This is a genomic window from Virgibacillus doumboii (assembly GCF_902806455.1).
GTDB lineage: Bacteria > Bacillota > Bacilli > Bacillales > Amphibacillaceae > Lentibacillus > Lentibacillus doumboii.
The window spans coordinates 2,182,608-2,200,940 of record NZ_CADCWQ010000001.1; the positions used below are offsets into that span (position 1 = coordinate 2,182,608).

At 42.4% G+C, this 18,333-nt stretch carries 14 protein-coding genes and 1 riboswitch; of the genes, 2 read left to right on the forward strand and 12 right to left on the reverse strand.

The genetic code is table 11. The features are described 5' to 3' along the window. Positions 1–335: 335 nt before the first annotated feature. From G6R02_RS10645 to G6R02_RS10685, 9 genes are all read right to left on the reverse strand, one after another. On the reverse strand, positions 336–1,715 hold the full coding sequence (locus G6R02_RS10645; protein ID WP_164669239.1) for a Glu/Leu/Phe/Val family dehydrogenase: 1,380 nt from the start codon (positions 1,713–1,715) through the stop codon (positions 336–338). 107 nt (positions 1,716–1,822) lie between these two features. Then, a complete protein-coding gene (locus G6R02_RS10650) occupies positions 1,823–3,244 on the reverse strand; it encodes a hypothetical protein (RefSeq protein WP_164669240.1) in 1,422 nt (473 codons plus the stop codon). A 301-nt stretch (positions 3,245–3,545) separates the two neighbouring features. Beyond that, positions 3,546–4,121 carry an energy-coupled thiamine transporter ThiT gene (gene thiT / locus G6R02_RS10655; RefSeq protein WP_164669241.1) on the reverse strand — a complete coding sequence of 192 codons (576 nt, stop codon included), beginning with the start codon at positions 4,119–4,121 and terminating at the stop codon, positions 3,546–3,548. A gap of 119 nt (positions 4,122–4,240) precedes the next feature. Next, positions 4,241–4,343: riboswitch (TPP riboswitch) on the reverse strand. A gap of 184 nt (positions 4,344–4,527) precedes the next feature. Continuing rightward, positions 4,528–8,355 carry an ABC transporter permease gene (locus tag G6R02_RS10660; protein WP_164669242.1) on the reverse strand — a complete coding sequence of 1,276 codons (3,828 nt, stop codon included), beginning with the start codon at positions 8,353–8,355 and terminating at the stop codon, positions 4,528–4,530. Next, a complete protein-coding gene (locus G6R02_RS10665; protein ID WP_164669243.1) occupies positions 8,348–9,043 on the reverse strand; it encodes an ABC transporter ATP-binding protein in 696 nt (231 codons plus the stop codon). The genes G6R02_RS10660 and G6R02_RS10665 overlap by 8 nt, the downstream gene beginning before the upstream one ends. Positions 9,044–9,132: 89 nt before the next feature. Then, complete coding sequence (locus G6R02_RS20075) at positions 9,133–9,960, reverse strand: N-acetylmuramoyl-L-alanine amidase family protein (RefSeq protein ID WP_343032928.1); 828 nt, start codon at positions 9,958–9,960, stop codon at positions 9,133–9,135. After that, entirely contained in the window at positions 9,932–10,201 is a 270-nt protein-coding gene (locus G6R02_RS10675; RefSeq protein ID WP_164669244.1) for a phage holin, read from the reverse strand. The genes G6R02_RS20075 and G6R02_RS10675 overlap by 29 nt, the downstream gene beginning before the upstream one ends. Before the next feature lie 182 nt (positions 10,202–10,383). Next, positions 10,384–10,710 (reverse strand): hypothetical protein, encoded by a 327-nt coding sequence (locus tag G6R02_RS10680; protein ID WP_164669245.1) that lies wholly within the window; start codon positions 10,708–10,710, stop codon positions 10,384–10,386. A 21-nt stretch (positions 10,711–10,731) separates the two neighbouring features. Further along, positions 10,732–11,187, reverse strand: a complete 456-nt coding sequence (locus G6R02_RS10685; protein WP_164669246.1) for a DUF6884 domain-containing protein — start codon at positions 11,185–11,187, stop codon at positions 10,732–10,734. A gap of 183 nt (positions 11,188–11,370) precedes the next feature. On the opposite strand from G6R02_RS10685, the gene G6R02_RS10690 reads away from it, so the two are divergent. Both G6R02_RS10690 and G6R02_RS10695 read left to right on the forward strand, forming a co-directional pair. Further along, positions 11,371–11,907 (forward strand): YceI family protein, encoded by a 537-nt coding sequence (locus G6R02_RS10690; RefSeq protein WP_164669247.1) that lies wholly within the window; start codon positions 11,371–11,373, stop codon positions 11,905–11,907. 115 nt (positions 11,908–12,022) lie between these two features. After that, the gene (locus G6R02_RS10695; RefSeq protein ID WP_164669248.1) at positions 12,023–13,975 is read left to right on the forward strand and encodes an aconitate hydratase; all 1,953 of its coding nucleotides are present in this window, start codon (positions 12,023–12,025) and stop codon (positions 13,973–13,975) included. A gap of 677 nt (positions 13,976–14,652) precedes the next feature. Here the strand turns inward: G6R02_RS10695 and G6R02_RS10700 are convergent. Genes G6R02_RS10700 through G6R02_RS10710 form a run of 3 tightly spaced genes read right to left on the reverse strand, consistent with a single transcriptional unit; the run spans position 14,653 to position 18,286 of the window. After that, on the reverse strand, positions 14,653–16,677 hold the full coding sequence (locus tag G6R02_RS10700) for an iron ABC transporter permease (protein ID WP_164669249.1): 2,025 nt from the start codon (positions 16,675–16,677) through the stop codon (positions 14,653–14,655). Positions 16,678–16,681: 4 nt separating this feature from the next. Further along, positions 16,682–17,683 (reverse strand): ABC transporter substrate-binding protein, encoded by a 1,002-nt coding sequence (locus G6R02_RS10705; protein ID WP_164669250.1) that lies wholly within the window; start codon positions 17,681–17,683, stop codon positions 16,682–16,684. A gap of 15 nt (positions 17,684–17,698) precedes the next feature. Further along, positions 17,699–18,286: a nitroreductase family protein gene (locus G6R02_RS10710; RefSeq protein ID WP_164669251.1), complete on the reverse strand. Its 588-nt coding sequence runs from the start codon at positions 18,284–18,286 to the stop codon at positions 17,699–17,701. Between the last annotated feature and the right edge of the window lie 47 nt (positions 18,287–18,333).

Consider the following 18,333-nt stretch of genomic DNA (forward strand, 5'->3'; position numbering starts at 1 on the left):
TCTATGAAAATAAAATTTTTTACAGAAACCAAAAAATATCTTTCATCTTGGATATGAATGCTCGAACAAAGCTAAATTCCAAGTGAATGGGCACTCATCAAGCTTATGAGTGACCGAACGAACACAAATTCCATGCGCTCGGGCACTCATCGAGCTTTTGAGTGACCGAACGAACATAAATTCCATGCGCTCGGGCACTCATCGAGCTTTTGAGTGACCGAACGAACATAAATTCCAAGCGCACGGGCACTCATACGGATTATAGATCCAAAAAAACAAAAAGACCTCCACCAAACCGATGAAGGTCAATCCAGCCACAAACTCTATCAAATACCCTAATACAACTTCCCCTGCCGATACAAAATCGTCGATATTTTCATAACAGCATGGATATAACAGTTTTGCCGTAACGGAAACGGATCTCCGAAAAACTGCGGGAAGATGGTATCAAACGTCTCTTGCATTTTATCAAACTGACGCTTAAACACTTCTTCCTCACTGAAGAATTGCGTTTCCCTTCCTTGCAGCCACTCTAAATAGGATACGATTACACCACCGGCATTTGCCAAAATATCCGGGATGATGATGACGCCTTTTTCATTGAAATATTTATCTGCTCCGCTTGTTACAGGTGCGTTTGCGCCTTCAACGATAATACTGGCTTTCACGTCCTGCATGTTTTCCTGGTGCACCTGGCCTCCCAGCGCTGCAAGAAACAGTACGTCAACATCCAGTGTCAGTACATCGTCGCGGTCTTTAATCGAAGCTTTCACGTCTGCATCTTTCAATTGATCATCATCAACAGGAAGATCGCCATTATTGTTTGATGTGTATTTCACAAGACCCGGAATATCCAAACCGTCTGAGTTGTATAAAGTTACATTCCGGTCACTGACGGCAACGATTTTGTTGTTCAGATGATTACATTGGAATGCTTCAAGTGCTGCTACCGAACCAACATTTCCAAATCCCTGGAAGGCCAATGACAACGTCTTATCCTTCTGCTCGAGTGCCGTCTGGGCAAATATATTATCACGCTCTGAAAGCCATTTTTCCTGATTCCCAACAAAGTTATGAAGCATATAACGAAAGGCGAAATATACCCCTTTTCCAGTTGCTTCCCTGCGTCCAAGTGATCCGCCGTTTACGACACTTTTACCGGTAAAGCTGCCTCTGTATGGCTCCCCGGGACGGATGCTTTTGTACTCTCCCATCATCCAGTCCATTTCACGGTCACCGGTTCCAACATCCGGAGCCGGAATATCCTTGTCAGGGCCAATAATCTCACTGAAATATTGCACATATTTTTTACAAATCATATATAATTCTTTTTCACTATATTCCCGCGGGTTGATAACTACTCCGCCTTTTCCCCCGCCAAACGGAACATCGTGCAACGCATTCTTCAGTGTCATGAGTGATGAAAGATTAACCACTTCATCCTCATTTACGGATTCATGAAAGCGGATCCCTCCCTTATACGGACCCATAATATTGTTATGTTGAACCCGGAAAGAAGGAACGCGCTCCACTTTTCCATTTTCAAGCGCAATCCGTAAAAACGATTTGTTGACATGGTTGGGAGTGGACAGGATCGATACCAATGAAGTAAATGCCTTCTGACGTGCCTGACCTGTTAAATCCGGTAAGAACGATTTATCATCCAACAGGGCATCCAGCGATTCTTCAACAATTTTTGCCGTACTGTTTCCCATATATCAAAACCTCCATCATTAGAAATTTTTACCTCTATTAGTTAGAGTGTACCAAAAGCAATGAGTCAAACCAACTATAATCATCCCATGAAGAAGGTTTTGTTATTCTACAAAATCAATACTGCAAGCAATGTGGAAATAACCAGCCCAAGGATAACCGGTATGAAGTTTTTCCGGACCAGATCCATTACGGAAACGCCACAAAAACCGGCAATCGCAATCATTGAGGACCAGGCAACAATCGTTCCGCCACCAGTCCAGATGGAGCCCATTTGGCCTATAGCTGCGAGCGTTCCCGCATCAATGCCTCCATTTTGCAATGAAGCCGCAAGTGCCCCGGTTAATGGAAGTCCTGAGAAGCCGGATCCATCAAGCCCGGTAATAATACCGATGATCAATACACTGAATGCCGCAAGCAGTGCACTCTGCGGTAAAAATTCCTGCGTGGACTTTACAAGGTCAAACAGTAATCCGGGTGCATTTTCATCAATACCTAATATACTTCCCGAAAAGTCCGAGCTGCCAAGGAAAAAGAATCCCGCAATCGGAATTACCGGCCCCATCGCTTTAAACGCAAACACAAAGCCATTTGTAATGTGGTTGCTGATGTAATCCAGTGCCCGCTCGCGACCAAAAGCGACCGTTGACAGCAGGAGCAGGATGACCGCAACCCCACCAATGAATGCAGCACCATCGCCACCCTCAAAGCCACTCATTCGGCCGGATAACAATTTGTCATACATCATATAAATAACAACGGCCAACAGCGAAATCGGCACCAGTACTGCAAACACTTTGCTCCACGTATTTAAATGTGCAGCTTTCGCTTTATTTTCTGATTCCTCGTCTGCCTGCATTGCCTCGAGTTCAACTTCAATCAGTTCACTGTCTTTGGAGCGGATTGATTTTCGATATAGAAAATAAGCCAACCCGATCGCTACTGCTCCGGTAATAATTGACAGCAGCAATGCTTTATCAGTAACCATACCTACATCAATCCCGGCTGACTTTGCCGATAAGCTTGGAGCAACCTGAACAATGTAGTCAGAAGATAACGCCATCCCCTGCCCGGCAAGCGCAACAGCCATTGCAGCCACAATCGCAGGCAAACCGGATCGTATAGCAGCAGGTACAAGCAGTGCACAAATCAATGGAACTGCTGGCGTCGGCCAGAAGAACAACGAAATTACATACGTAACACCAACCAGAACAAAGAAGGAAACATGACCATTAACCATTACCTTCTGGATCGGCTGAATCATCTTGCGGTCTGCACCCAAATCTCTTAGTGAATGCAGTAACGCCATCATAAATGTAATGATAAGAAAAATACTGAACAGTTCTTTTGCCGCAACTAAGTTGGCATTAAAAATCGCAGTAAACCCTTCGATTACACTTCCTTTAAATACCCAGGCAATCACAAACGTCCCGAGTAAAGAAGGAAGGACAACCCCTCTTTTGAAAATCATCGTCAGAATAATAATCAGCGTGAATAAACCATATAACCAGTGCGCTACAGTAAGCCCCAACGTAAAACACTTCCTTTCTAAGTGTGCTATAGCCTATGCACATCGAAAGGAAGCGGTGAAAGTTTTTATGAAGCTGTATGGCTGAATTACTCCGACTTTTTCTCCTCCGCACATTCATTACAAAGCAACTTACCGTTTTTTTGAACCCCGTCAAAAAAACCATTCTCACAAAAAACATCTTCGCCACATGATTGGCACTGCCCAATTAACTCTCTCATTATCGTCACCCCTGTTTCCAGTATATAAAAACTGGCTCTTCCCATGCAAAGAGCCAGTTTCTGTGAGCGGAATATATTATGAATTATGCAGTCTGCTGTACCAGCGTTTTCGGCTGTTTGTGGAACAACAGAAAAACGGCAATCGTACATATAATAAACGATGGAATTATATACGAAACGTTGTACAGTAAGGAATAAACCCATACATTTACACCTTCAATTGCCGATTCGAAAAAGAAGACACCGGCAAAATAATGCGAAATAAACCGCAGCATCGATCCAAGCAATACACCGAACATGATATACATAAGATACTTGGACTTATCTCCTGATTTTACCGCTGTTTGAATTCGATTGGCAAAGACTCCTGCAAACCCGAGCACCGTAAATGCTGCCGGGTAATCCAGGATCCCTTGTATCGGATGCAAAATATAATTAGGGCCGATAGCCATCTGCAGCATCCCCCACAGGAACCCGGCTAACAATCCGCCTTTTATGCCCCAGCGAAATGCTACAATAAAAACTGGAATCATTGCTAACGAAATCGAACCGCCAAATGCCCATATTTTAAACGACAGGAACGGAATAATATCCAGCATATACGCCAAAGCCGTAAATATAGCAACCTCAACCAAAAACAAAATACGTTTCGAACTCATTCAATTTTCCTCCCCTTTGCCGGCAGCACATCCTGCCGTGCGGAATTTTTTGCACACAAAAAAAGCAATGCCAAAGGGGAAGCTTCCTGATGGGGAATCCGCTCACATTGCTTTTATTCCATCAAAAAAGCCACCATCCCTACGCTAGTACTAACTAACAGGTTCTAAGGGTAAGAACAAAAACGTTCACTCTCAGCCAAAAAGGCTCCCCCTGTAGGCTTCTATTAATCTGCTTTTTTCGTTAGGTGTATTATAACTTATTCATTTGTTGCTGGCAATATGTGTTTCTTATAAATGGATAGAAATGTGACGGACTACTTGCATGGTCGTAGTAGCACTATTCCTTTGTTAGCAACTTTTCGTTAAGCGGCTAAAATTTATATTTGACAGCTTTTTAATGAGTTTATTAAAAACCACTTTGAATCTTCTCAGTCATTTCCTTGACATACCCCTTAACCACAACCACTATTTCGTTAGTTCTGGAAGCAATCCAGGTATACCACTCAACCATTATAAGCGCTTCCAAATCTTTTGGTACTTCATAGGTTAATAGGGATTTCATCCTTCCCGGATTTGTTAATTCAATTCCATTCCAATTTTTGGCCTCTACCAACTCATAATGAATACGTTCATATTTATTTCCATCTTTGTCAAGCAGATACATGCCCCCTACATTGGGTTGGTATTGTTCACCTAATCCTTCTTTTCCTTTCATAATTAATTCTGCAGAAATGGTTATTAATTCAGTGTTTTTTTTCTCCGGCTTAACTTCTTCAGGCTTATCAGGTACTATATTAAAGGTAAATATATTTTCTTGCCCACCAGGATTCTTACCCCACGTTTCTCCTAAACTCAAAATCACGGGATCTTCATCGAGTTTTGACTCGAAAAGACTTTTCTCTTCGGAGTTACTTTTTTCAGATAACTTCTCTGTTTCCCCCTCATTTTGTGAGGCAGAATCAATTACGTTTCCAGTAATATCAACTACTAACCCTCCAGGAAATAAGGGAAACCAAGATTGATTATCTACTAATATTAAGCTTTCTATATCCTTTGGCACCTCATACGTTAACAATGATGTCATCATGCCTGGAGTCTCTAAATATATTTTATTCCAGTTCTTTGCATCTACCTTTCGAAAATCAATCCGCTCGTACTTGTTGCCTTCCTTATCTAACAAATAAAAACCGCCGACTTGGGGTTGATATTGTACGAGAGAACCTTTTTTCCTTCCCTCAGCAACCTCCAACCTTATTTTAGTCTTAATAGTTATTAGTTTAGTGTTTGGCTTTTTCGTCTCCAGCCCATCTGGAGTGTCATTTACTAGGTTATATGTTAATTTCGTTCCTAATAATTCATCATTAAATGTTTCTCCTAAGCTTATAATCTCATCCTCTTCCTTATTTTTATATTTGGTGTCAATAATGGTTTCATATGGATTATCCCTATCCACCCCAACATCTTGGTCCTCTGGTTCTTTTTCAGAATCTATTCTATGGGAATACACTTCTTTTACCTCACCAGATGTACCTTCTGTTTTTGCAGTTCCACTTGGTTTATTTGCGTTTGTTTCCTGAACATCAGGTATTGCTTGAGTCAATAGAGCAATAATACCAATAAATAAACAAATACTTACTGCTCCAAACACATATTGAAAACTCTTCTCCGTTCTTTTGGTATTGACAAATCCACCAGTCAATCCTTGATAAGGTTGAATATTCCCAGCTTTTCTCGCAGGTAGTACTGCTCCAAGGATACCAGTAACGATTGGAATAAGAATCGTTACCAGGAAGAATGGCAACTGCTCTGCAGGAAATTGGTTATACATACCCCAGATTACCCCTAAAGCAATTACTATTCCAAGTACTCCCGCAATTAATCCACTTAGTCCTCCTTCAATTAACACCAACAGTCGAACAGTTCGGTTTTGCCAACCAACTGCCTTTAATACTGCAAGCTCAGGTTGCCTCTCAGCAACATTCTGCCAAATAATTTCTGCTGTAGTAAGAATGGCAATAGCAATCGCGACACCCATTGCTACATAATGCATGGGACCTACTTCTAAAGCTACATATTCACCCAACCATGTTGTAAACATTGTTCCACGCAATTTGAAAGTGACAAACAAAAAGAAAATCAATAGACTTGTTGGCAAAGCAATGGCAATAACGGATAAAACACTACGTTTATACTTAGCAAGCAAATTCTTTAAGCTCATACTAAAGAGTGTTTTCGTTTTAAAAAGGTGTCTTTTAAGCTTTGAAACTTCACCTGTTTTCATCGATTCATAAGGAGAAATTCTTCTAACCAACAGTGCTGGAATAAGAGCACCTAATACATAAATCGTAATACCAAATATTCCAATTAAAAACAGACGTAATGCTGATGTTTGAATATCATGTATTACATAAATCAGTCCTAATATAAGCCAACTTATCATGGAAACAAAAAGTCCAACCAATGCTGCTTCGATAAAAAGCAATTTTGCTAAGTTATTTGGCCGCCAACCGACTGATAGAAGTACTGCAAATTCTTTTTTTCTTGCATACATCATAATGATATTGGATGAAAACACATATACAATCGCCACAACAATAACACTTGCGATCACGCCGGACATACCTACCTTGGATTCCTGAAAGATTGTAACAGATGAGCCTAACTTAATCCATGGCTGCTCAATCCATCCAATACTTTTCTGCTCATTTACCCCTGGGATATGGGTTAATGCAGGCTGTGGGGAAGAACCCAAAGTAATATCAGTAATCAATCCTGTTGTGTCTTCTATATCTTTTGCAACAGCCTGTAATGTTTGTTCGCTCTCTTCGTTTAGTTGTTCCACTCCTTTTACCTTTAAACGAATAGCCGAAATGGGTTTGTCACCCAAAACCTCAGATGCGGCTTCTATTGTTGTGAGCATTAAAGGGGGTTTTGTTAAAAAGCCATATGGATTGTTTAAAGGTTTCATGTCTTCCGGTGGGTTTACCGGGTTTCCGTCTTTGTCTAACACCCATTGAGCTTTTGAAGGAAAATAGGTTTCCATTGGCAGTTCAGTTAAAGGGTCCTTCGATATGTCCAAATCACTGGGGTCAAATATTCCTTTAAAATTAAGCTGAAGTCTGGGCCAGCCAGAACTGTCCTCACTGAACATTGAAATTGGACGATATGCGTTATCCACTGCAAGCAAAGAGTCCTCTGGAACAAAATATGGCTCTACCTCATAAGAAAAAGGCCAGCGTTCGGGAAAGGGACTTGTTACTTCCCTGTAATTAACGGAAGAAGGTTTAAATGACATCCAGTAAAAATCCTGGAGCGAACTGTTTCCTTCACTAACTTGGTTCACTATTTTTTTATGTGCTTGTTCTGTAGTGGATACTACTTGATCGACCTGTGTTCCAGATTGTTTATCTAGGTAACTTTTTCCTCCTTTTTCTTTCACTTTTTCCATTGTACCGCTTGGATCTTTCTCGAATGGAATATCCAGCTTTTCAAATGTATAATTCATTTTACCATCGACGAATTCCTTATTACTTACAATCACAGGAATCTGAGTCTCTTGAATATTTTTAATTACCTCTTCCGTTTTCACGCTGTTCTCATCGGTGAAATAGTGACTGTTCTCACCTTCTACAATAGCTTCATCCAGACCAACAAGTTCAGCCTCGGCTTTAGGATCAACTCCAGCAACAAGAACATATGTGCCATAATCAACTGCTCCATTAAAATGTGTTACTCCATATTCACGAGCATCGTTTGGAGCGCCCCAACCTACCGTGAAATAAATATTACTTTCATCAACAACACTAGATACACCGGTATTTGTAGTTTCTTTAATTTTCATACGATAGATACCTGGTTCAGTGAATTGTACACGGTCCAGATTAATAGAGTTCCTAATATATCCCATCATGGCAATAGGAGCAGCTACATCAACATCTGTCATTCCTTTTATTTTTTCATATTGTTCAAGAGTAATACCTCCGGATAACCCGCTGAGATAGTTTGGCTCAAGCAGATTCTTTTCTTCCGTCACACTGCGGGAATCAGGTGGGCGAACAACGATATGATAAGAGGACTTCCACCGTTTCTGGAGTTCATCCACAATTGTAGCGTTGGAAGCTTGAGTAATCCCCACCAGGTAACTGAGCCCAATACTCACAATCAAGGCGCCGATAATCAACAATATGAACCGTTCTTTATTTCGCCACCACGAGTTCCAAATGAACCTAAGCATAAACTTCACTCCGCGAATCCCTGATTATCTTGCCGTTTTTCATTTCAACCATACGGTCCGCACGTGCTGCGAGATCAGAGTCGTGGGTAACATATATAACGCCACATTCTTTACTCCTGTTTAATTGAATCAAATTGTCAAATATCAATTCTTCTGTGTGGGTATCCAGATTTCCGGTGGGTTCGTCTGCCAGCAGCCAACGCGGTTCATGAACTAAGGCCCTGGCAATTGCCACACGTTGCTGTTGTCCGCCTGAAAGCTGAGATGCTAAGGAATTATATTTATCATCCAAACCTACCTGATTAAGCACCGTTTCAGCACGTACTTTTTTATTGTATGCAACCTTACGAGAAAACAATGGTGACATCACATTTTCTAAAGCAGTTAACGTAGGGAGTAAATGAAATTGCTGAAAGATAAACCCGATGTTCTCGAAACGAAAATCAGCTAACTCTTTGGAAGAATACGTATTAATGGAACTGTCTCCATATGTAACGCTTCCATTTGTCGGCACATCCAATGCACCAAGTAAACTTAACAATGTAGATTTTCCAGACCCGGATGGACCAATAATTGCAACTAATTCATCCTCCTCAAATGTAATGTTGACATCTTCCAATGCATACGTGCTTATTCCATCACCCTGAAACACTTTATTTACATCACTGCACTTTATGTCATGACCCAATTGAGACTCCCCTTTTATAGAAATGCTCTATTTTGGTAATTATCCAAATTATAGCATAATTTGAATAATTACATATAGTGCAGCGAAACTTATTTATGGGTAAACGTTGCCCCAGTCTTCGGATGTGCATAAATCTGAACTTTTCCGAAATCTCGGGTTTGAATCAGATAGACATGCGGCTGTGAACTGCCCAGGACTTCATACGTCAGCCCGCCGAATTTAGACGGACGAAGAAATCCTTTTTCATTCGCTTTTACAGGATGTGCATCCAACGGGTAAACCCGCCACGTGTCATCACTGGCCGGCAAATGGAGATATTTATTCTTTTCTCCATTTGCTGGTTTTCCCTTGCCGTTGTCATACGGGTACTCGCTGAAAATACAGAAGGCTTTAACGACCGCTTCCGCATAATCCTGCCAATGATTATTCAGCTGACGGATATCATCACCATTAGAATCGGCAAATCCATATTCAATGATATTGGTAACGACTTTTCCTGTATTCCGGTTCATGAAATAAAAATCACGACTGGTGTTGTTTGGCAATGTTCTTGTGAAAACGCGCCGAATATTCTGCCCTGCATTCCGCAGTTCGTCAGCAATCTGCTCGGCCATTCCTTTTCCACCGTAAATGGAGTGGATGATCTCTCCTCCATCTCCCCCGCCGGCGTTGATATGATTGGAATGACAATAGGTTGCCCCGCTCTCGCGCACAATCCTTGTTCGTTCATCGGGCGTCAGCGTAACATCCGTTGTCCGGGTAATGGCCACAGGAATCCCAAGCTCCCGATAGCGTTCATATTGATAAAGTGAGATAGATAGATTCAGATCCTTTTCAATCCAATGCTTGTTGGACCCGCCGCCCGGATCGTTACCTCCGTGACCCGGGTCAATGATTAGTATCGGCTTCGTTTTGATTACCTCCCTTCCCTGTTAATCCTTTTTCAGTTAATACTTTTTTCTGCTTAACCCCCGTCTTGGTTACATAGTTATTTTTGTACCAGGCTGTTATCGATGTCACGAGGGTAAATGCATAAGAAATTCCCTGTTCCAAAAATTCACTGTCAATCGGCAATGGTGACTTCCCGAACATGACAAGACACTGGTTTACAAGTGCCAATAAAAGTGCCGCCGTTCGAATAATCGTACCTTTGTCCACTTTTCTTCCTCCTTTGTTTTTTAGTCTTGTAATATTATTTTCAATCAGGTACTGTTTTGGAACGGCATGTGTACGGGAAATCCGGTATAACTGTTCTCACTACTACAATCGTTTCTCAGATGGAAAAGGTGGCATGAAAATAAAAAAAGCTGCCAGCAAATTCTACTGGTCAGCTCACAATATTATTTTTTTGTTTTCCGTTTAAATGGCAAAACCCCATTTGTTATTTTCCCGACAATCTTGTTGTAAATAACCACACAAATGATTAAAAGAACAAATGCAATAAAATACTGGACAATACCGCTGAAAACATCACTGGCTATTAGATCATCCAAATACCGGACCCCATAGAAAAGAACAAAGCATCCGGCACCTATCACACCAACAAATGTAAGAACGACACCAAGAACTTGTGAGAATGACAATTGCTGCCATGTTTCTTTATGCTTGAATCCGATATAAATCATGTATATTACCAAAACTAGTCCTACCAGAACGATACGAATCATACTGTAAAATCTCCTATTCCATTAATGTAAGGGTCTATTGTTTTCCACAGATTGTTTCAAGGCCTGTATGATGTAACCAATCCCGCCATATTGCAAAAGTGGAAATGTTCTTGGCATACTGTCATCAAAACACCCGTCAATTACCCGTTTATATTTATTTCCTGTTAAAATAACCAGCTTATCAAACTGATCCAATTGCTTTTGATGAATCTGCTCTTTCAGCCTGTCGAACGTAATAATCTCATCACTTTTTTGTCCAAAGGCAACATCATAATTGCCATCGACGATATCATCAGACAAAAGAAAACCATGCTTTGCAGAAAGGATAACCCATTGATCCGTGAACTTCTCTGCATATGACTGACAATAGTTATGTAATGTCCCGATATAAGCATCTTTCGCCGGGACTTCCCCTATATCCGGATGTTTATCCCAGATTTTTTTCCTGCCACATGGAATTATGCTTAACTGTTTCATACTGTATAACCTCATTTTTTAATCTAGTAAATATTATAGCAGGATGTTTAATCATAGACAATTTCGGGAAAAAAATATCCTGAAATCAAAATAATTTTCAATAATTACTTGACACCATCAATTTATGATTATATACTTAGTTACAGAAAGTAAGTATTGAAAAAATTAATGGAGGGATTATACATGGCAAGAACAACTTTTAACGTAGACACAGTACACAGTGAGATAGGATTTACAGTAAAACATATGATGATTTCCAAAGCGAAAGGAACATTTAATGACTTTGATGCTGTTATTGAAGCCGATGTGGATAATTTAACAGATTCAAAAGTTGAAGTAACGATAGATGCAGCGAGCATTGACACACGCAATAAGGATCGTGACGATCACTTGCGTTCTGCTGACTTCTTTGATGTTGAAAATTACCCGAAAGTAACATTTGTTGCAACTGACATTAAGAAAAAATCAGACAATAATTACGATGTTACTGGTGATTTAACTATCGCTGGAAAAACAAACCCAGTTACACTTGATACTGTATTTGAAGGACAAAGCAAAGACCCAATGAGCGGTAACACTGTTGCCGGCTTCAGCGGTGAAACTAAAATCAGCCGTAAGGAATTCGGTCTTACATGGAACGCTGCAGTAGAAACAGGCGGCGTACTTGTAGGTGATGAAGTTAAAATCACTTTTGAAATTGAAGCTCATAAAGCAGAATAATTATTTTTCAGGAAAGGGTGTCGTCATAAATGGCGGCATCCTTTTTTATTTTGTTTGATACGAGCGGAAATGAGGTAAACATTACTAAAGCCATGAATATAAAGGAGGAATTACATTGGCTTTAAATGTTGCTCAAAAGTTAATAAAAGACCACCTTTTATCAGGTGAAATGGAAGCGGGCTCGGAAATCAGCCTGAAAATTGACCAGACCCTGACCCAGGATGCAACCGGAACGATGGTCATGCTTGAACTGGAAGCAATGGGACTTGACTATGCCAACACCGAAGCCTCCGCACAATATGTCGATCATAATTTAATTCAAGTAGATAACAAGAACCCCGATGACCACTTATTTCTGGAAAGTGCAGCACAACGGTTCGGAATGTATTACAGCCGTCCGGGAAATGGTGTAAGTCATCCTGTTCATATGCAGCGACTCGCTGCACCAGGTAAAACTTTACTAGGATCAGACAGCCACACATGCGCAAATGGCTGTATGGGCATGCTTGCCATGGGAGCCGGCGGAATTGACGTCGCGATGGCCATCGCCGGTGAACCTATTTACATTAAAATGCCGGAAGTTATGGGCGTAAAACTGACCGGTGAGCTGCCTGACTGGGTAAGCGCGAAAGACGTCATTCTGGAAATGCTCAGACGCTATGATGTAAAAGGCGGTGTCGGGAAAATAATTGAGTATTATGGTCCGGGACTGGAAGATTTATCAGCGATGGACCGCCATGTCATTGCCAATATGGGAGCAGAACTGGGCGCGACTGCCACCGTATTCCCGTCAGACAAGGAAATCAAGCGGTTTTTGGAACAGCAAAACCGCGGTGATGAATGGAGTGAACTGACAGCAGATGAAGGCGCAACATATGACATTCATGATGAAATAAACTTTTCCGAGTTGGAACCGTTGATTGCAAAACCATCAAGCCCGGGAAATGTTGTGCCGGTATGCAAAATCGCCGGCACCCCAATCTATCAATCATACATTGGATCTTCAGCAAACCCTGGTTATCGTGATTTTGCCATAGCGGCAGAAATTGTAAAAGACCGCCATATTGCTGATGGTATGTCATTCGATATCAATCCTACTTCAAGACAAATGCTTACGAATCTGGTAAAAGAATTCCATATTGCCAGTCTCCTGCAATCTGGTGCAAGGCTCCACCAGGCAGGCTGCAACGGCTGTATCGGTATGGGGCAGGCACCTGCATCCGGAAGAAACAGCCTGCGAACAACACCACGAAACTTCCCGGGCAGATCAGGTACAAAAGAAGACAGTGTATTTTTATGCGGACCCGAAACCGCTGCAGTTTCCGCTTTAACAGGCGTGATAACCGATCCGCGGACAATGGATATAGACTATCCTGATGTAAGCGATCCGGCCGATCCTAATATTGAAGAAGACCTATTGGATCAACCACTCCCACTGGAAGAAGCTAAACAGGTTGAACTCGTAAAAGGACCGAATATCGTTTCGATTCCGGACATGGAGGCTTTGCCGGATTCACTTGAATTGCCGGTACTGCTGAAGGTCGGCGACAACGTTTCCACCGATGAAATACTGGCAGGCGGCGCACGCGTCCTCCCATATCGAAGCAACTTGCCGGAAATCAGCAAGTTCACATTTGAGGATGTCGATTCAACATACGTCGAACGCAGCCGCGATAACAAAGATTTCGGAGGTCACACCATCGTCGGAGGCTATAACTATGGACAGGGTTCAAGCCGCGAACACGCCGCACTGGCACCTCGTTACCTCGGCTTACGTGTGGCAATGGTAAAAGACTTTGCCCGCATTCACTGGCAAAATCTCGTAAACTTTGGTGTACTGCCACTGACGTTTGCTAATGAAGCAGATTATGAGAAACTGGGAAAAGGTGAAGTGCTCAAGTTTGATAATCTGCGGGAACAACTGAAGGATGGGCATACACTGATAGCTGGTGTTGATGGTACGGATAAGGAAATAACCCTTGAACACAGTCTATCCCCACGCCAGAAGGAAATTATTTTGGAAGGCGGATTGATTAACTGGATTAAAGGGAAACAGCAAGTCAGCTAATCAGGGTAAAGCCTCTTGCAATTGCACAGCGTTCAGCGGGACTCCTTGGACAGGGGTCCCGTTTTTTAAGTGTACTGAGTTTAGCTCTCGAGTTGATTTTTTAATTGTCGTCCGTATATTTCTTCTATGGGGTCGATATATTTTCTGACGGGTTGATATATTTATTCTCGGGTCGATATATTTTCTGACGGGTTGATATATTAGCTCTCGGGTCGATATACTTCCTGACGGGTTGATATATTGACTCTCGGGCTGATATATTCGCTCTCGGGTCGATATATTTTCTGACGGGCTGATATATTTATTCTCGGGTCGATATACTTCCTGACGGGTCGATATACTTCCTGACAGGTTGATATATTGACTCTCGAGCTGATATATTCGCTCTCGGGTCGATATATTTCTAACGGGTTGATATATTGGCTCTCGGGTCGATATATTTCCTGACGGGTTGATATATTCGCTCTCGGGCTGATATATTCGCTCTCGGGTCGATATATTTCCTGTCGGGTTGATATATTTACTCTTGGACCATATATTTCTTGGACGAGTGTTCACTTCTGCTGCCGATGTTCATGCGTCTCCGGTTGATATCCACCCATCTCCAATCGCCACGAGCCACCTTACCATAAAAAAAGCGCCCCGGCACACCACACCGAAGCACATTTTCCACAAAATCACGCCCGCTTCTTCATCAACCACAAAAAGTACGGCGCACCAATAATTGCGACCAGTATTCCCGATGGTATCTCGTTCGGCGCTAGCAGTGTCCGGCTGAACAGGTCCGCCACTACCAGCAGCGCACCGCCGACCAAAATCGTTACCGGCAACAGCCGCTGATTGGATGGTCCCACAAGCAGCCGTGATAAGTGCGGTGCAATCAGTCCGACAAAACCAATCGCCCCGACTGCAGCGACACAGAACGAAGCCAACAAAGTAGCCAGAAACGCCAGTTGAAATCGTGCTGACATCACATTCAGCCCGAGTCCCTTCGCTGTGTCATCACCCAAAGATAAGGTGTCCAGTATACGGATGCGCATCAATAATAATGGAAAAATAATCACGACAGGCCAAATGAGAAAATCAAACAACTCTGACCAGCCGCGCGCATATGTCGTCCCGGATAGCCATGTCAATGCAGAAGCAACACTCATGTCCGCTTGTACAACTAAAATCTGAATAATTGCTGAGCCAAATGCTGAAACGCCAATTCCCAACAGTGCCAATATCGTCGGCTGAAACTGTGCGCGAATCGCCAACAGCATGACTGCTATAAAGAATACAAACGCACCGATCATTGCCCCGACCGGAATCCAGACAGCAGACACACCGAACACATACATGGTTAAGAGTGCCCCGACACCTGCACCTGAGGTTATACCAATAACCGACGGGTCGGCGAGCGGGTTCCGCAATACTCCCTGGAAAATTAGCCCGCTGACAGCAAGTACCATGCCGCTGAACAATGCCACCAACGCTCTTGGCAGCCGCAGATCAAAAATTAAACCGAGCATGAAATCATTCGATTCGCCAAAAAAGGTGTTCCACAATAATAGTGGTTCAAATCCATAATTACCGGATGCCATACTGACTAACATGGCTATCAAAATAACACCAAACAAAACAGGAATGACTACTTTCATTGACATACCCATCGTTGTTTTACCTGCCATAACAGCCGTGTTCTCTTCTCCGTATCTTGATCGTCGCATCCGCAGTACCAAATAAATCAGCCATGGTGCCCCGATAAGGGCAGTAACCGCACCAACCGGTAATTCGGAAAATGACGGATCAATGATGCGTGCCAAAATATCAGCAAACAGCAATACATTTCCCCCCCAGATGAACGAGGCAATTACCAATGGCAGATGTTTTCGGAAACCAAGCAATTTGATAATGTGCGGTGCAACCAGTCCAACAAACCCGATCGGCCCGACAACACTGACCGTCACCGATGTCAACAGTACAGCTGCAACTATTGAAACGAACTTTACAACATTCACGTTCTGCCCCAATGCAGTTGCAACGTCATCCCCCAATGTCAGCGTGTCCATTTTAAATGTCATGAGCAAAATAACAATAAGTCCAATCACAACAATCGGCAGGGAAAACTGTACACCGCTCCAGTCATTTTGCACCAGCGTACCTGATCCCCATAAAAATAACCCGGCCGTTTCGTTTTCATAAAAAATCTGCAGAACACTCGTCAATGAAGAAAATAAAAATGTGACAATCATCCCGGCCAGCACCATGCGAACCGGTTTAGCATTATTTCCGCCCGACAAAATAAATACAATCAAAAATGTGAGAATTCCGCCAAGAAATGCAGCCAGAATCCCGTTCCCGACCAGCATCCATGGGAAAAACACCGTACACAATACAACGGCAAAATAAGTACCGGAATGAATCCCGAGGGTACTTGCAGATGACAGCGGATTTTTTGTTACTGTCTGCAAAACAACCCCGGCAACCGCAAGTGCACCACCGGCAATAATGCCCATCACCGCACGCGGGAGTCTGAGCATGCGAACCGTGTGATGCTGCAGATTATCCTTGGGAGAAAAAATTGCATCAATCACTGTTCCCAAGGGAATCGATACACTTCCCTGATTAATATGTATTAGTGTTAACATGAACAAAAGCGCGGTTCCACCTCCAAAGGTGAGAACCGCAACAATAAATTTTCGTAAGGCGTTATTCATCCAATCACTCTTTTACCATAGCGTCAACTAACTGTTTCACAAGAACCTGATTTGACAGTACACCACCAAATGTCCATGTATCGCCAGGCAACTGGTGTGTATTACCATTTTTCACAAAGCCCAGGTTTTCCCACACCGGGTTACCTTTAAGCTGGTTTTCAAAAATATTATCCTCTTCCTGAACAATGTACAGGAATTGCAGATCTTTTTCCTGGAAATTCTGCAATGCCTCAACGGTTACCTCGCTGTAGCCGTACACTTCCGGCTTATCTGACTGATAGGCATTTTTAAATCCGAGATTATTCATGAGTTTACCAACCATCGAATTATCTGTAAACATCCGGATTGTCGGGGTATTCTGTGCTGTAAACGCCTGTGTTGCCAGGAATGTTGAACCTTCCAGACCGGCATCAGCAACCCGCTGTTTCTGTTTATCAATAACCGAATTCAACTCATCCAGAGCTTGTTCAGCCTCATCCTGTTTATCCACTATTTTAGCAATCTTGTTAAACTCGTCAATCATATTCTGATAATGATCCTGAATAGCTTCTTCCCCATATGGTGCAAATGTTACAACCGGCGCGATATCCTTCAGTTTATCCAAATATTGCTCATGACGGAATTTAACCGCAATAATCAGATCCGGATTTAACCGGGAAATAGCTTCCAGATTCGGTTCCTGACGTGTACCGACATCTTTTACACTCTCATCAAATTCTTTATTAATATTAACCCATTGATGGAAACCGTCCAAGTCAGCAACACCAGCCGGCTGGATTCCCAATGCCAGCAAATTTTCCGCATAGGACCATTCAAGTGCAACAATTTTTTTCGGAGTTCCCTTAATCGGCTGCTCACCCATTGCATCCTGAATCGTTACCGTCCGTTCGTCTGAACCGCTGTTACCCTCATTATCGCTGCCTGCATTATTTTCCTCATTACCGCCACCACAGGCAGCTAACAGGAACAACATTAAAGTAAATGTAAAAATGACTACTTTCTTCATGTGCCTCGCTCCTCTTTATTCTGAGTGAATCCACTCAATGGATTTATTCATCGGTGTCCGACCGCGACTGCGCGGTATTCTGTTAGGATATCCAACTTGAACAACGGCTACTAACCGGTGTACATCAGGAAATAATCCAACATCTTTGATAAACGTTTCGTCGGTTAAAGTAGGTTTTGATGTCCACATCGCACCTATTCCTTTTGCCCACGCTGCAAGCTGGAAATTTTGGATAAAGGCACAAACCGCGGAATAATTTTCATCATCCTGATAGCCGCCATCGTCCTCTTTATCCATGTAAAAAAGAACATGGTGTGGAATGGAAGTGAAAAAACGATCATATTTCCGGCGGGCTTTAGTCAGCTGTTCTTCTGACAGATGATTTAACAAACCCAATCGTATGTAACTAGACACAATTTTCCTGCCAAAAGTCAACCGTGCTTCGTCTTCATATATTTTTAACTTCCATGGTTCTTTTACATGATGAGTCGGTGCATATGCTGCATGGTCAAATAATTCAATAAGCACATCACGATCGACTTTCTCAGGTTTGTAATCATGGATGGTGCGTCTTTCCCGCATAATATCAAGAAGTTCTATCATTCTCACCTACTTCAGACACAGATGTGTAATTGATAAAGATTATCATT

Coding starts and splice junctions, on each gene's coding strand:
- G6R02_RS10690 (WP_164669247.1), top strand. CDS start 11,371: ATGGCAAGAACAACTTTTAACGTAGACACAGTACACAGTGAGATAGGA.
- thiT (WP_164669241.1), bottom strand. CDS start 4,121: ATGAGTTCGAAACGTATTTTGTTTTTGGTTGAGGTTGCTATATTTACG.
- G6R02_RS10705 (WP_164669250.1), bottom strand. CDS start 17,683: ATGAAGAAAGTAGTCATTTTTACATTTACTTTAATGTTGTTCCTGTTA.
- G6R02_RS10645 (WP_164669239.1), bottom strand. CDS start 1,715: ATGGGAAACAGTACGGCAAAAATTGTTGAAGAATCGCTGGATGCCCTG.
- G6R02_RS10685 (WP_164669246.1), bottom strand. CDS start 11,187: ATGAAACAGTTAAGCATAATTCCATGTGGCAGGAAAAAAATCTGGGAT.
- G6R02_RS10680 (WP_164669245.1), bottom strand. CDS start 10,710: ATGATTCGTATCGTTCTGGTAGGACTAGTTTTGGTAATATACATGATT.
- G6R02_RS10710 (WP_164669251.1), bottom strand. CDS start 18,286: ATGATAGAACTTCTTGATATTATGCGGGAAAGACGCACCATCCATGAT.
- G6R02_RS10660 (WP_164669242.1), bottom strand. CDS start 8,355: ATGCTTAGGTTCATTTGGAACTCGTGGTGGCGAAATAAAGAACGGTTC.
- G6R02_RS10700 (WP_164669249.1), bottom strand. CDS start 16,677: ATGAATAACGCCTTACGAAAATTTATTGTTGCGGTTCTCACCTTTGGA.